Source organism: Acinetobacter sp. YH12138 (genome assembly GCF_015218525.1).
In the GTDB taxonomy this organism is placed as follows: Bacteria; Pseudomonadota; Gammaproteobacteria; order Pseudomonadales; family Moraxellaceae; genus Acinetobacter; species Acinetobacter amyesii.
Genome location: NZ_CP048670.1, coordinates 65,570 through 79,055, shown reverse-complemented (window position 1 = coordinate 79,055; position 13,486 = coordinate 65,570). Strand labels below are relative to the sequence as shown.

Annotated in this window: 14 protein-coding genes; 7 read left to right on the top strand and 7 right to left on the bottom strand. The window is 41.4% G+C overall.

The annotated features are described in order from the left end of the window. Positions 1–49: 49 nt before the first annotated feature. Together G0029_RS00380 and mhpT are read right to left on the bottom strand one after the other, a co-directional pair. Entirely contained in the window at positions 50–439 is a 390-nt protein-coding gene (locus G0029_RS00380) for a hypothetical protein (protein ID WP_180084462.1), read from the bottom strand. Positions 440–591: 152 nt separating this feature from the next. After that, the gene (gene mhpT, locus G0029_RS00375; protein WP_078193261.1) at positions 592–1,803 is read right to left on the bottom strand and encodes a 3-(3-hydroxy-phenyl)propionate transporter MhpT; all 1,212 of its coding nucleotides are present in this window, start codon (positions 1,801–1,803) and stop codon (positions 592–594) included. 723 nt (positions 1,804–2,526) lie between these two features. Here mhpT and dapA point away from each other — a divergent pair. The 3 genes from dapA to purC are packed head-to-tail and all read left to right on the top strand — an operon-like array spanning position 2,527 to position 4,803. Beyond that, positions 2,527–3,426 carry a 4-hydroxy-tetrahydrodipicolinate synthase gene (dapA, locus tag G0029_RS00370; RefSeq protein WP_078193262.1) on the top strand — a complete coding sequence of 300 codons (900 nt, stop codon included), beginning with the start codon at positions 2,527–2,529 and terminating at the stop codon, positions 3,424–3,426. A gap of 15 nt (positions 3,427–3,441) precedes the next feature. Next, on the top strand, positions 3,442–4,047 hold the full coding sequence (locus G0029_RS00365) for a lipoprotein-34 precursor (NlpB) (RefSeq protein WP_078193263.1): 606 nt from the start codon (positions 3,442–3,444) through the stop codon (positions 4,045–4,047). Between the two features lie 36 nt (positions 4,048–4,083). Further along, complete coding sequence (gene purC, locus G0029_RS00360) at positions 4,084–4,803, top strand: phosphoribosylaminoimidazolesuccinocarboxamide synthase (RefSeq protein WP_078190626.1); 720 nt, start codon at positions 4,084–4,086, stop codon at positions 4,801–4,803. Positions 4,804–5,141: 338 nt separating this feature from the next. Here purC and G0029_RS00355 read toward each other — a convergent pair whose 3' ends face one another. Further along, positions 5,142–6,410 carry a replication-associated recombination protein A gene (locus G0029_RS00355; protein ID WP_180107826.1) on the bottom strand — a complete coding sequence of 423 codons (1,269 nt, stop codon included), beginning with the start codon at positions 6,408–6,410 and terminating at the stop codon, positions 5,142–5,144. Between the two features lie 252 nt (positions 6,411–6,662). Here G0029_RS00355 and G0029_RS00350 point away from each other — a divergent pair, with 252 nt between their 5' ends. Both G0029_RS00350 and G0029_RS00345 read left to right on the top strand, forming a co-directional pair. After that, complete coding sequence (locus G0029_RS00350) at positions 6,663–8,459, top strand: EAL domain-containing protein (RefSeq protein ID WP_180107827.1); 1,797 nt, start codon at positions 6,663–6,665, stop codon at positions 8,457–8,459. A 20-nt stretch (positions 8,460–8,479) separates the two neighbouring features. After that, a complete protein-coding gene (locus G0029_RS00345) occupies positions 8,480–8,956 on the top strand; it encodes a DUF523 domain-containing protein (protein WP_180107828.1) in 477 nt (158 codons plus the stop codon). A gap of 27 nt (positions 8,957–8,983) precedes the next feature. Here G0029_RS00345 and G0029_RS00340 read toward each other — a convergent pair whose 3' ends face one another. Beyond that, positions 8,984–9,436, bottom strand: coding sequence for a YcgN family cysteine cluster protein (locus G0029_RS00340; protein ID WP_180054337.1), 453 nt, complete (start codon positions 9,434–9,436; stop codon positions 8,984–8,986). A 167-nt stretch (positions 9,437–9,603) separates the two neighbouring features. Here G0029_RS00340 and G0029_RS00335 point away from each other — a divergent pair, with 167 nt between their 5' ends. Then, positions 9,604–9,762, top strand: a complete 159-nt coding sequence (locus G0029_RS00335; RefSeq protein ID WP_005006601.1) for a DUF1328 domain-containing protein — start codon at positions 9,604–9,606, stop codon at positions 9,760–9,762. Positions 9,763–9,926: 164 nt separating this feature from the next. Here G0029_RS00335 and murJ read toward each other — a convergent pair whose 3' ends face one another. Both murJ and ampD read right to left on the bottom strand, forming a co-directional pair. Then, the gene (gene murJ / locus G0029_RS00330) at positions 9,927–11,468 is read right to left on the bottom strand and encodes a murein biosynthesis integral membrane protein MurJ (protein ID WP_180107829.1); all 1,542 of its coding nucleotides are present in this window, start codon (positions 11,466–11,468) and stop codon (positions 9,927–9,929) included. 86 nt (positions 11,469–11,554) lie between these two features. Next, complete coding sequence (ampD, locus tag G0029_RS00325) at positions 11,555–12,127, bottom strand: 1,6-anhydro-N-acetylmuramyl-L-alanine amidase AmpD (protein ID WP_180107830.1); 573 nt, start codon at positions 12,125–12,127, stop codon at positions 11,555–11,557. Between the two features lie 198 nt (positions 12,128–12,325). On the opposite strand from ampD, the gene nadC reads away from it, so the two are divergent. After that, entirely contained in the window at positions 12,326–13,171 is an 846-nt protein-coding gene (gene nadC, locus G0029_RS00320; protein WP_180107831.1) for a carboxylating nicotinate-nucleotide diphosphorylase, read from the top strand. A gap of 72 nt (positions 13,172–13,243) precedes the next feature. On the opposite strand, the gene G0029_RS00315 is transcribed toward nadC, so the two are convergent. Beyond that, on the bottom strand, positions 13,244–13,483 hold the full coding sequence (locus G0029_RS00315; protein WP_180084467.1) for a hypothetical protein: 240 nt from the start codon (positions 13,481–13,483) through the stop codon (positions 13,244–13,246). Between the last annotated feature and the right edge of the window lie 3 nt (positions 13,484–13,486).

Sequence of the window (13,486 nt, the reverse complement as noted above, 5' to 3'; positions counted from 1 at the left end):
CATTATCGGCGACTCTACTGATTCGCTCATATTTTAAAAGCCTTAGTATTCAGTCCTGTGCGTAAAAATAAAATGACTGTCCTTCCTGACAATACCGATACTTGGGCAAATGCTCAACCAAACGTTGTGCAAAGCGTGGGTAAATACGGGCTTTTCGCCGAGTCGAAGCATGAAAATAAAAATATCGCGGTTGATGTTGAAAGATATATTTTAATAAATGGCTGCGTGTCTGTTGCATGACCTCAAATGCATTAATATTTTCAGCAACATCTTCTAGGGTAGGTTCATCGGCAAAGGCTAACCACGCATTTTGTCTCGGATGTTGGCGATGTCTTTGAAATACAGGTTTGAGTTCCAAGATAAATTCGTGCTGATGTAGATACAAACTAAATTCACGTTGATCAACTTTAAAAATTGCGACCAGTTTTCTTGCTGACATAGCCCCTCTACGTTGATTTTTTGTTTTTTCTTTCTGCTGTATTTTTACATCAAATACTTTTATTTATATTGGTTTAGAGCATTAGTGCGACTTCTATTGTCGCCATAAAAAAAGCCCGCATGATGCGGGCTTTTTTTGATATGGCATGTTCCTTATGATGGAATACGACGTACCAATAACAACATAAATATTGCAGAGATTGCGATACATGGAATTGCCGCGGTAATCACCCCTGCCGCACCAAAACCTGCTGCCAATAACTGACCCGCAATTGCAGGGCCTAACATTGCACCGACACGACCAACGGCTGAAGCGACACCAACACCCGTACCACGTAACTGTGTTGGATACACGATACCACCGAAGGCATACAATACACCTTGGCAACCAATCACGAATGCACCGACTAAAGCTGACGCCATGTACATTTGAGTCAATGAACCTGCACCATTCAGCGCAAATAGACCTGCCAAAATACCGCCGTACATCAAAATGATCACATAAGCTTTCTTCCAACGGTCAGTCAACATACCTAAAATGATCGTACCAATGGTTGCACTCACCATGAAGTAGAACTGCGCAGTTGCACCATCTTTACGAGTGAAACCGAGTTCGGTGAACAACGACGGTAACCAGCTCAGCATGATGTACACCACCATCAAGGTGAAGAAGTAGCTCACCCAAATTGAGAAAGTACGTAAGCGGTTTTCTGTGTTAAAGAGGTTTTTGAAAGCACCTTGTTGCACTTCACCATTGGCAGTCGCTTGAACCGCTTGATCTTTGGCTTTCAAGAATTCACGCGATTCGGGCAGGAACCAAATCATCAATGGAATCACAACAATCGGTAATAAACCGCCTAAATAGAAAATATTTTTCCAGTTTGCACCGAAGTCCGTCATTGCAACTAATGACAAGATTGCCGCACCCACAGGCATACCACAGTACATCAAACCGACTGCACGACCACGATTTTGTGGCGTTACCGCTTCAGATGCCAAGGTAATTAAAATTGGCATTGCTGCACCTAAACCTGCACCTGCAAGAAAACGTACAGCGAGTAAGCTATGGAAGCTATTTACCCATACCGTACATAAGGTAAAGATGGCGAACATCCCCGTAGACCAAATTAATACTTTTTTACGGCCCATTCGGTCTGCAATCCGACCACCCAACAAAGCACCAGGTAATAATCCTAAAATACCGGCACTAAAAAACACCCCTAGCTGCGAGCTATCCAGCCCGAAATATTCACGAATCCCTGCTGCTGCAATACCTGCAGCCTGAATATCCAGACCTTCGATTACGGCAATAAGGAAGCAGATTGCTACCGTGACAATAGCATGCTTATTATCTGACTTTTCCATTGGAGAATCCTTGTTGTCATCAGCGTTCAAATTAAGTCGCATCATCGCTGAGCCTTATAAAGGATATAACTACCAATAAGTTGAAGCCTTTCGTCCAAAATTGGATTACGTGCATGGTGTAATAGTTTTTGTGCTTTAAGTCACAAAGTCGTAAAAACAATTAAAAATTTAAAATAAAAAAATATGAATCGTGCAATGAACAGTCAAATCAAGCGATCTTTTTAAACACTCATAAAAACATGTCTATTTCTATTAGATATAAAAAAGATTATTACCCAAGTTTTTAACAATCATTTGTAATAAAACCCGAGCGAATTGATATAGTTTTTAAATCTTTAGTCATTGTTATTTAATCTTAAATTCTGATTAAAAAGCACGAAATACACATAGATCAACCTTTTGCTGATGATTTAATCAATCCCATCAACCATGCCAACCCTCTCGATTGAATAACACATTTTCAAGATTCAGCCCTTGCTGAACAATTTTCAGCCTGCAAAAAAACCGCTATTTTACACTTGATTGTTTTAAGTTTGATTTGTATAAAGAATTTTATGGCTTTGACCAAAGCATATTGTTCTTATGCGTTTGATCAGTCATAATTTGCGTAAGCATTATTCAATTTGGGTATAGCCCAATGAACATGCTACAAATCAAAATTCGAAACCATCCAGAAATCAATATTTCATCTTGTCGGATGGACAAATAGGATAGCTTTTCAAAATGACTCAGCAAGCTCAGACCATTCAAGGTTCAATTGTCGCAATCGTCACCCCAATGTTTGAAGATGGCAGCGTAGATTGGAAGAGCCTCGAGAAGCTGGTTGAGTGGCATATAAAGCAAGGCACCAATAGTATTGTTGCTGTAGGGACTACAGGTGAAGCTTCTACCTTGAGCATGGCCGAACACACTCAGGTGATCAAAGAAATCATCCGTGTGGCGAACAAACGCATTCCAATTATTGCCGGCACAGGTGCAAACTCAACCCACGAAGCGATTGAACTCACCAAAGAAGCCAAAGAATTAGGTGCAGATGCAGCATTATTAGTTACACCATACTATAACAAACCTACCCAAGAAGGCCTGTATCAACACTACAAAGCGATTGCTGAAGCTGTTGATTTACCTCAAATTTTATACAATGTACCTGGCCGCACCGGTGTAGACATGCACAACGACACCGTGATCCGTCTTGCTGATATTCCACAAATCGTGGGCATTAAAGACGCCACTGGCGATGTTCCTCGTGGTCAAGAACTCATTGAAGGCCTTAAAGGCAAAGATATGGTGGTGTACTCAGGTGATGATGCAACGGCTTATCAGTTAATGGGTTTAGGTGCTAAAGGCAACATTTCGGTTACTGCGAACGTGGCGCCAAAAGAGATGAGCGAAGTGTGTGCAAGCGCTTTGGCGGGTGACGCAGTCCAAGCCGAGCAACAAAACAATACTGTTGCAAATTTACATCAAATTTTATTTTGCGAATCGAACCCAATTCCTGTGAAATGGGCACTTCATGAGATGAACCTGATTGAAACAGGCATTCGCTTACCATTAACACCCCTTGCAGAACAATATCGTACTCCGCTTCGTGAAGCACTCATCACTGCGGGCGTTATCAAATAAAGAAGAGCAAACATCATGCAATTACGTTTAGGACTTAGCCTGGCACTTTCAGTATTTACATTAGCCGGTTGTAGTTCACTTGCCTTTAATAATGGCACACTGGACTATAAACAAACCACAGATGTTGAACCGCTGAAATACCCTGAAGGGTCAATGGTTCGTCCTGCAACGCCTTTGTATCCTGCTCCATCAGTTGACCCGCTAGCAATTGAGCATGCACCAAAGCTTGAAAATAAGCGCGGCAATCGCTATGCCCTTCCGCGTCCAGCCGCGGAAAAAAATAATGTCGTTGCAGATTCCTCAACAGACAGTACAAATATTAGCCGCCCTCAACTATTGGTGGATGGAAATCAAAATCCACTGATCAAAGTTGAAGGAAATTCTGCTACAATTTGGCAATACACACTTGCTACCCTCAGCAGCCTTAACCATACCATTGTTGGTCAGAGCAAAAACCGTTACGAAGTAACCGTCAAGGTCGATCAGCAGACCTATGTCTTAAGACTTTCTTCTGTAGGTTCAAGCAATAACATCGCTGTGTTCAATGCCGATAACAGTTTTGCAGACAAAGAAAAAGCTGCAGATCTGTTAGCTCAGATTTACCAAAATTGGCCAGCCTAGTCGTACTAGGCATTTTTTCTCGAAAAAGGTTCCCTCATGTTAAAACAAACCTTGCTCTATACTGGTAAAGCGAAATCTGTTTATGAAACAGATAGTTCTGACCACCTCATCCTAGTTTTCCGTGACGATGCTTCTGCATTCAACGGTGAAAAAATTGAACAACTGGATCGCAAAGGTAAGGTGAACAACCGTTTTAACGCCTTTATCATGGAAAAATTGGCTGCGGCTGGTATCGAAACTCATTTCGAAAAACTTCTTTCTCCAACTGAAGTTTTAGTGAAAAAATTAACCATGGTTCCTGTAGAGTGCGTAATTCGTAACTATGCAGCAGGTTCACTTTGCCGTCGTTTAGGCGTTGAAGAAGGTAAAGAACTTACTCCGCCAACTTTCGAATTGTTCTTCAAAGACGATGCGTTAGGCGACCCAATGGTGAATGAATCACAAGCGATTGCATTAGGTTGGGCGACTGCAGAACAACTCGCTCAAATGAAAGAATTGACTTATAAAGTAAACGAAGTACTTAAAGGTCTATTCGATGCAGGCAACATGCTGCTTGTTGACTTTAAACTTGAATTTGGCGTGTTCCACGACCGTATCGTACTAGGTGACGAATTCTCTCCAGACGGCTGCCGTCTATGGGACAAAGACACTAAGAAAAAACTCGACAAAGACCGTTTCCGTCAAGGTTTAGGCGGTGTAGTTGAAGCTTATGAAGAAGTTGCTGCACGTTTAGGTATCGACCTTTCTGATATCTAAGTCGTTCATCGATTTAAAAAACCGAGCTCTTTAGCTCGGTTTTTTAATGAAATATTACTCGATTAATCCATGATCGAAAAAACAAATGTTAACCATAAAAAACCTCTGTTTCACATTTACCCACGTTCACACTAAGATAGCTACATACCAGGCAGCACCAGGATCTATAAGTTTCCAATGTGTATGCCGACCAGATTTTCCATCTACCCTCTAGGATGTATCTCCCCAAAGACATCCTATTTTTTCAGCCCAGCTCGCCTTGAGTTGGGCTTTTTTTTGCATGAAATAGACATAAAAAAGGGCGCCGAAGCGCCTTCCCATTATGATCATTCAAATTATTACTGCTGTTGTTGCATCCAACGTCGTTGCTGCAAACGCTCACCTTCGACTTCACGTTTATTGCGTGCAGACTCATACAGCTTAGTGCCTTTTAGTTCAGGCGGCATATAGTCCTGCATGACAAAATGTTCAGGATAATTATGTGGATATAAATAGTCCACGCCATAGCCTTGCTCTTTCATCAATTTGGTTGGCGCATTTCTCAAATGTAGTGGCACAGGTAAATTCGAGGTTTTTTCTGCCAAATCTAAGGCTTTGTTGATGGCCAAATAAGTACTATTACTTTTAGCACTGGTTGCCAAATATACCGCACATTGCCCCAAAATGATTCGACATTCAGGCATACCAATTGCCTGCACAGATCGGAAACATTCTCCAGCCAACAGTAAAGCATTTGGATTTGAGTTGCCAATATCTTCAGATGCCGCAATCAACATACGACGGGCAATAAAGACCGGATCTTCACCACCTTTGAGCATTCGAGCCATCCAATACAAAGCGGCATCTGGATCACTGCCTCGAATCGACTTAATAAAAGCCGAAACTAGATCATAATGCTGTTCGCCCGATTTGTCATAGCGTGCAATATTTTGCTGCGCAACTTTGACTACCACCGCATTGTTAATGATATTTTCTAAGTCTGGCTCAAACGTACTGGCGATTAAATCTAAAAGATTTAATGCTTTACGAGCATCACCTGCGGCAAATTGAAATAAAGCTTCATATTCTTCGATTTGAATATAACGCTCTTTTAAAAACGAATCTTGGTGAATGGCTTGATCCAATAAGCGCTGAATTGCGTCATTATCCAGAGCATTTAAGGTATACACCTGACAACGCGACAATAAGGCATTATTAACTTCAAATGAAGGGTTTTCTGTGGTTGCACCAATCAGGGTAATTTTGCCCTTTTCAACTGCATTCAGTAAGGCATCTTGTTGTGACTTATTAAAACGATGAATTTCATCAATAAACACCACAGGTGTCAATAAATCTCCACCATCGGCGATGATTTCACGTAACTCTTTCACCCCAGTATTGAGCGCAGATAAACTAATAAATGGTCGGTCAACAGCCTGCGCCAACAACAATGCAATCGTGGTTTTACCTACCCCCGGAGGTCCCCAAAAAATAATCGATGGCAAATGCCCTTGGTCAATCATCTGGCGTAACGGTGCATCTTCACCTAAAAGGTGATCTTGTCCAATAATTTGAGATAAATCATGAGGACGCATGCGTTCAGGAAGAGGAATTTGGCTGTCTGACATCTTATTATTTCGTTTCCGGCAATTGGGGACGTTTTTTCTATTCTAACACTGCCTTGGCAGAATCTTTGCTTTATTCGGTATTCAATTTATGAGGGTGGTTTAATGTCGTTATTTAAGTATCTTGCATGTAAAAAAGCTTAGGCGAATGTTAACTATAATGTAACAAGACATCCTAGCCCTTATTGATCAAATTAAAGTATCATCGGCAAGATATCCCATTTTAGACTTGCCTGACCCAATTGGACAGATTGTATGAAGCAATCAACAAAGCAAAAGCGAATCGTTCAAGTTCAACAAGGCATTGATCTACCTATAAATTTATTTCAAAAAATGCCCCAAGCCAAGAATATACAATTACAAGATAATCAATTCGCTGAATTACGAGAAAAACTGAATAGTCGTAATCAAATGTTAGATGCTAGTGTCGACTGTATAAAATTATTAAGTCTAGACGGTCATGTTCTGCATATGAACCGCGCGGGATGTTTAGCTCTGGGCGTACCTCTAACTGAAACTGAGTTTGGTATGTCTTGGCATAAATTACTGCCTGAAGAAGTCCGTGACGCGTGTTTGAATGCTTTTGCCGAAGCCAAAGAAGGTAAAATATCTCGCTTTGTCGGCATGAGCCAAGTAGCAGATGAACCCTTGGCTTATTGGGATAATATGCTCAGCCCAGTATTCAACGAATATGGCCAAGTCAAAGAAATCCTCTGTGTATCACGTGATATTACGATACAGCGACTTGCAGAAAATAAACTTCAACGCATCATTGAACGAGATGATTTAACAGGTTTATTAAACCGCCGTGCGTTTAGTCGAGTATTTAAAAGCCAATTAAAAGTGGCGCGAGAACATCAGCAACAACTGGGTTTGTTATTAATCGATCTAGATTATTTTAAGCATATTAACGACACCTTAGGTCATAGTGCAGGAGACCATTTACTGCATACCCTTGGGCAGCGTTTTCAGCAATGTTTTGATACAAATATTGTAGTTTCACGTTTAGGTGGCGATGAATTTGCCATTTCTATTCCAAATTTAAAATCGCAACAACAATTACAGAATTTTGCCAGCATCGCCTGTCAGCAAATGGACATGCCCATTTTCTATAATGGGCAAAGTATCAATATTGGTATGAGTATTGGCTGTGCGATCTACCCACGCGATGCACAAAATACCTCCAATTTACTTAAATGTGCTGATATTGCGCTAAATGATTTAAAAAGCAGTGGTCGTGGTGGTGTACGAATGTTCAACCATACTATGTTCAAAACCCTTGAAAATACTACTCGCCAATTAACGCTTGCACGCAGCTTGATTAAGTCCAATCAAATTATTCCGTTTTATCAACCCAAGGTTCGTCTTTCTGACAGTCAAGTTATCGGCTTTGAAGCCTTGTTACGTTGGTATGATAAAGACCAACAATTACAATTACCTTCTCAAATTTTTGCTGCATTTCAAGATTATGAATTGGCTTCACGCATTAGTGAAACAATGCAAATTAAAATCTTTCAAGATATTCAAAAATGGATTGAACTTGGACTGCAACCGCTACCGATTTCAATAAATGCTGCACCTGTCGAATTTTTACGTGATGACTATGCGGAAAAATTACTGAATCGCTTAAAGCAGTTTGGTATCTCACCAGACATTATTGAGGTCGAAATTACCGAGCAAAGCCTGTCAGAACGTGGCTCAAATTATGTGATTCGCGCTCTCCATTTATTAAAAGAGCATGGCATACACATTTCTCTAGATGATTTTGGTACAGGTCATTCATCATTAACACGTTTGAGTAATTACCCTGTCGACTGTATTAAGATAGACCGTAATTTTGTGGAACGCATGCATACCGACTGTTCAGCACTTGCCATTGTCAAAGCGATTACACAAATTGGTGCGAGTGTTTCCCTGAATATATTAGTCGAAGGTATAGAGAAACCGGAACAGGTCGATACCTTAAAAGAATGTAATTGTCATACTGGACAAGGTTTTTACTTTTATCGTCCGCTCAGTTATGACCATGCGATGGAACTTTTGAGTCACTAAAACTTGTGGAGCAAGACACGATGACACTGAAGTATTTAGTCAGTGCCTGTCTGGCAGGCCAACCCGTTCGTTATGATGCCAAATCGAATACACAACAAGCGATTTGCCAACTGATGCAGACTCACCAAGTCATTACGGCCTGCCCAGAAATGATGGGCGGCCTGAGCTGTCCACGTTTTCCTGCAGAAATTCAAAATGGTCAAGCCACTGATGTGCTCAATGGTACAGCTCAAGTTAAAGATGTTTTGGGGACAGACGTTAGTGCTGAATTTATTGCAGGTGCTCAACAAATGTTAGAATTGGCCCAATTACACAAAGTTGATGTTGTTGTCTTGAAAGATCGCAGCCCGTCTTGCGGCAGCCATTATATTTATGACGGCAGCTTTACCCGTACGAAAATTGAAGGCTATGGAGTAACCACAGCACTCCTCAAACAGCACGGTTTTCAGGTTCTGTCAGAACAAGACTTTCTGGCTATGATACAAGATCAACTCTAGATCCAAGATAGAGCGTATCTGTGTCCTTTAGCGTACCCAACGTACAATATAATCTTCAATATCATCAGGGTTGACGTCTTCTTCACTGATGCAACGCCCTGCGGCAGACTTTCGTGCCTTCAAAATACTGTCACGATTTCCCGTCACTAGATGATGCCAACGTGGTAAATCTTTACCTTCAGAAATTCTACGATAAGCACAGCTTGGTGGTAGCCAATGAAATTGGTGAATCTGATGTGGCGTCAGCTGTATACAGTCTGGAACATGTGATTGACGATTTGGATAATTGGAGCAAGATGCCTTTTCACAATCTAAAAGTTTGCATGCCACTTTGGTGTAGGCAACCTCATGAGTATCTTCATCTTCAAGCTTAATTAAACAGCAAAGCCCGCAACCATCACAGAGTGACTCCCACTCCAAATGGGTGAGTTCAGTCAAAGCATGCTTTTTCCAAAAATGTGGGCGTAGAGTATCGGTCATCTTCTCGCTCGCAACAAAGGTGGCAGGCATATTAACTGAACCTGCACATTAATTCTTTGTTTAAGTTACCGAATATTGAACATTAAATAAACAAAAGACTACATAGTAGGTTTTTTTAGCCTCTTATAATGGGCATACAGAATAAAAAATCACATGGAGATAAAACTATGTTCCGTTGGGCTATTATTTTCGCTGTAATTGCATTGATTGCGAGTCTGCTAGGTTTTGGTGGTGTGGCAGGCTTATCCAAAGACTTTGCTGTTATTCTTTTGGTTATTGCAGTTATCCTTGCAATTGTTGGTTTCCTCTCTCGAGGAAAAGTTTAGGCGACGGATTGTATGTCGTTTTAAACTACAAATTACCCCCCCTTAGACTCATGGATAAGAAACGTACGTTTTTATCATCTTGAGTGTCAATGAAAAAAATAAGAGCCTATGAGCTCTTATTTTTTTACATCCACGTAAACTTACTACGTTATATGGTTTTAGCTTTATGGTTTTAAATGACGTGGTCTAAAGCCTGTTGCAATTAAGGCGATACCATAAGCAGCAACACCAATCACACATAAGATGATCACTTCCGCGACACGCATCCACGCAGACACATCACCGTTGTACCATGTTAAGCCGTACCACAGTGCAGCAATCATCACAGCATTGGCAATCGCAAACTGAATCACCAATTTTTTCCAATGCGCCCCAAAACGGAAAATATTGCGCTTATGTAAATAGAAATACAGCATCCCTGCATTCACTAAAGCGGAACCCGATGATGCCAATGCCAAAGCCATATGCTCAGCATGCCAATCAATCAGTTTAAAGAATCCAATAAACACCACATTAAGAATGGCATTGGCTGCGACCGCCATTAAACCTACACGTACTGGAGTTTTGGTATCTTGCTGCGCATAAAACCCTGGTGCAAACACTTTAATGAGCATGAATGAAATCACACCGGCACTCATACATTGCAATGCCAATGCGGTCATCTGTGTATCTTCAAAGCTAAATTGACCACGTTCAAATAAGGCCTGAATAATAGGTGTAGAGAGCATGAAAAGCGCAATACTGGCAGGCACACCCACCAAGATAATGACCTTAGCTGCCCAATCAATCATACGGCGGAATTTGTCCTGATCTTGTTCAGCATGGCGTGCAGACAATGACGGTAAAATCACGGTACCAATAGCTACCCCAATCAAACCTAAAGGTAGCTCCGTCATACGTTCAGCACTATATAGCCATGATACTGAACCATCTTGCATAAAAGACGCCCAAATGGTGTTCAACAGTAGGTTGATCTGCGTCACTGAGACACCAAACAGTGCTGGCAGCATCAACTTCATGATCCGATCAACACCTTCGTGTTTGAAGTCTACTTTGGGTGGAATCAGTAATTTTTTACGCCACAGCTCTGGAATCTGAATCGCCAATTGCAAGAATCCTGCCGCGACAACAGACCAACCCAAAGCCATAATTGGCTCAGCCATATAAGGGGTTAACCACAGCGCACCGGCAATCATCGCGATATTGAGTAACACTGGAGCGAACGCAGGTGTACTGAATGAGCCATAACTATTCAAAATACTGCTGGCAAATGCCGTTAAAGACATAAACAGTAAGTAAGGAATCGTTAGGCGGAACATATCGGTAGCTAACGCAAACTTGTCTGCATCACCATGGAAACCCGGTGCATAGATATAAATAATGGCAGGTGCCGCAACCATCGCGATGAACGTCAAACTAGTCATCACCAGACCTAAACAGCCAAAAACACGGCTAATCAGAATCTGGACTTCGGCATGGGTTCGACTGGTTTTATATTCAGTCAATACAGGAATAAAGGCTTGTGAAAATGCCCCTTCTGCGAATAAGCGCCTAAAAAAGTTAGGAATACGAAAGGCAACCACGAAGGTATCGAAGTCTTTACCTGCACCAAATACATTTAACAGGACAATATCCCGTACCAGTCCCAATACACGGGACAACATAGTCATTGCACTGACAATGACTGTCGAACGCCAAAGCGCCATCGGTATTTCTCACTTTTGAAAGTGCGCCTATTGTAATGAAACTCGTCAAGGAATTTCATTGGTTTATTAAACGCAGTATGTATTGTTTATTTGTTTTTAAAATGATGCAGCTGTTGACGAAAAGTGTTCCACTCAAAAAATGGACCTGGATCAGTTTTACGTCCCGGTGCAATATCTGAATGCCCTGCAATATGTTGTTGAATTTTAGGATAAGCCTGTTGTAAACACGCCACGACCTCGGTCAGCACGGCATACTGTGCAGCTTCAAAAGGTAAATCATCACTTCCTTCGAGTTCGATGCCTATCGAATAATCATTGCATTCTTTTTGTGCTAAATAGGTTGAACGACCTGCATGCCAAGCCCGATCATTAAAATTCACAAATTGCAGTACTTCACCTGTACGCAAGATCAATAAATGTGTCGATACTTGCATCCCTTCAATAGTTTGAAAATAAGGATGTTTCGACCAATCCAACTGATTTTGGAAAAATTTTTCGATATAACCACCGCCGAACTGAGAAGGTGGCAAACTAATATTATGAATGACGACAAGCTGAATTTCGGTATCTTCAGGACGCTGGTTAAAATTCGGTGATGGAATTTGACGCGCACCTAGCAATTGCCCATCCTGCACCTGAAATGTTGTTGCTTGTGACATAAAAAAATCCTGTGTCTAAGCCGGCCTGCAATGCTGCAGATCAAAACGCCGAGCCCTACTTGAAAGGTTTAATGCTAAAACTTTCACATTGAAATCTCAATTCAAGTCTGTGAAAGGAGTTAAAAATCGCTCATTTTTCATGAACAATGCTAATATAGCGCGCACATTTTCTCGGGTTAAAAAGATACGGAATTTCTTATGAGCATATCGCAATCTTTGCTTGAACAATCTATCCAAATCAATATTCAACACGCACTACAAGAAGATATTGGCGAAGGCGATATCACTGCCCTTTTAACTCCAGAAGATGAACAAGCGACCGCAACAATTATTAGTCGTGAAGATATGGTGCTAGCAGGGCAACCGTGGGTCAATGCGCTCATTCAGGCTTATGATGCCGCTGTCCAAGTCACTTGGTTGAAACATGATGGTGACCGTGTTGCCGCAGGCGAAGCCTTTTTAAAATTAGCAGGTTCTGCACGTAGCCTATTAACCGTTGAACGCCCTGCACTGAATTTTGTGCAAACATTATCGGCTGTAGCCACTAAAACAGCTGAATATGTTCAACAATTGGAAGGTTTAAATACTCGCTTATTAGATACGCGTAAAACGCTGCCAGGCCTACGTATTGCACAAAAATATGCAGTTGCTGTCGGAGGTGGTCAAAACCATCGCTTAGGTTTATTCGATGCCTTTTTGATTAAAGAAAACCACATCATGGCTGCTGGAGGCATTAGCCAAGCTATTGCTAAAGCGCATACCATTGCTCCGGGTAAACCCGTTGAAGTGGAAGTAGAAACTTGGGATGAACTCAACCAAGCGTTGGAAGCAGGTGCGGATATTGTGATGTTGGATAACTTTAGTCAGCAACAAATGATTGATGCCGTCAAACATGTGAATGGTCGCTGCAAACTTGAAGCCTCAGGCAATATCACTATTGCAAATTTACGTGAAGTGGCAACGACAGGGGTCGATTATATTTCGATGGGTGTGCTTACCAAAGATGTCACAGCGATTGATTTATCGATGCGCTTTAATGCCTAAGCTCTAGGCTTACTCTAAACATAAATAAAGGGTGCTGTCGCACCCTTTTTTCTGCTTAACCTCTAGCATGACTTAATCATCATCTTGCTGTTGTTTTGCACCTCGTTGATCTTCATGTTCAGAGTCCTTTTCATGCTCCGCATCGTCTTCATGCTGCTCGCGCTCATCTTGATCATCGTCCTGATCTTTTGAGTTTTCACTTTGTTCAGATAAACGACCACCTTCACGCTCTTGACCCTGATTCCCCAAAAAATCACAACCACTGATCAAAAATACGCTGAATAAAGAAAAATACATCATCCAATTTTTCATTTT

What these genes read in the sequence shown, in the direction of transcription:
- G0029_RS00380 (WP_180084462.1), bottom strand. Translation starts at nt 439, where the DNA reads ATGTCAGCAAGAAAACTGGTCGCAATTTTTAAAGTTGATCAACGTGAA.
- mhpT (WP_078193261.1), bottom strand. Translation starts at nt 1,803, where the DNA reads ATGGAAAAGTCAGATAATAAGCATGCTATTGTCACGGTAGCAATCTGC.
- dapA (WP_078193262.1), top strand. Translation starts at nt 2,527, where the DNA reads ATGACTCAGCAAGCTCAGACCATTCAAGGTTCAATTGTCGCAATCGTC.
- G0029_RS00365 (WP_078193263.1), top strand. Translation starts at nt 3,442, where the DNA reads ATGCAATTACGTTTAGGACTTAGCCTGGCACTTTCAGTATTTACATTA.
- purC (WP_078190626.1), top strand. Translation starts at nt 4,084, where the DNA reads ATGTTAAAACAAACCTTGCTCTATACTGGTAAAGCGAAATCTGTTTAT.
- G0029_RS00355 (WP_180107826.1), bottom strand. Translation starts at nt 6,410, where the DNA reads ATGTCAGACAGCCAAATTCCTCTTCCTGAACGCATGCGTCCTCATGAT.
- G0029_RS00350 (WP_180107827.1), top strand. Translation starts at nt 6,663, where the DNA reads ATGAAGCAATCAACAAAGCAAAAGCGAATCGTTCAAGTTCAACAAGGC.
- G0029_RS00345 (WP_180107828.1), top strand. Translation starts at nt 8,480, where the DNA reads ATGACACTGAAGTATTTAGTCAGTGCCTGTCTGGCAGGCCAACCCGTT.
- G0029_RS00340 (WP_180054337.1), bottom strand. Translation starts at nt 9,436, where the DNA reads ATGACCGATACTCTACGCCCACATTTTTGGAAAAAGCATGCTTTGACT.
- G0029_RS00335 (WP_005006601.1), top strand. Translation starts at nt 9,604, where the DNA reads ATGTTCCGTTGGGCTATTATTTTCGCTGTAATTGCATTGATTGCGAGT.
- murJ (WP_180107829.1), bottom strand. Translation starts at nt 11,468, where the DNA reads ATGGCGCTTTGGCGTTCGACAGTCATTGTCAGTGCAATGACTATGTTG.
- ampD (WP_180107830.1), bottom strand. Translation starts at nt 12,127, where the DNA reads ATGTCACAAGCAACAACATTTCAGGTGCAGGATGGGCAATTGCTAGGT.
- nadC (WP_180107831.1), top strand. Translation starts at nt 12,326, where the DNA reads ATGAGCATATCGCAATCTTTGCTTGAACAATCTATCCAAATCAATATT.
- G0029_RS00315 (WP_180084467.1), bottom strand. Translation starts at nt 13,483, where the DNA reads ATGAAAAATTGGATGATGTATTTTTCTTTATTCAGCGTATTTTTGATC.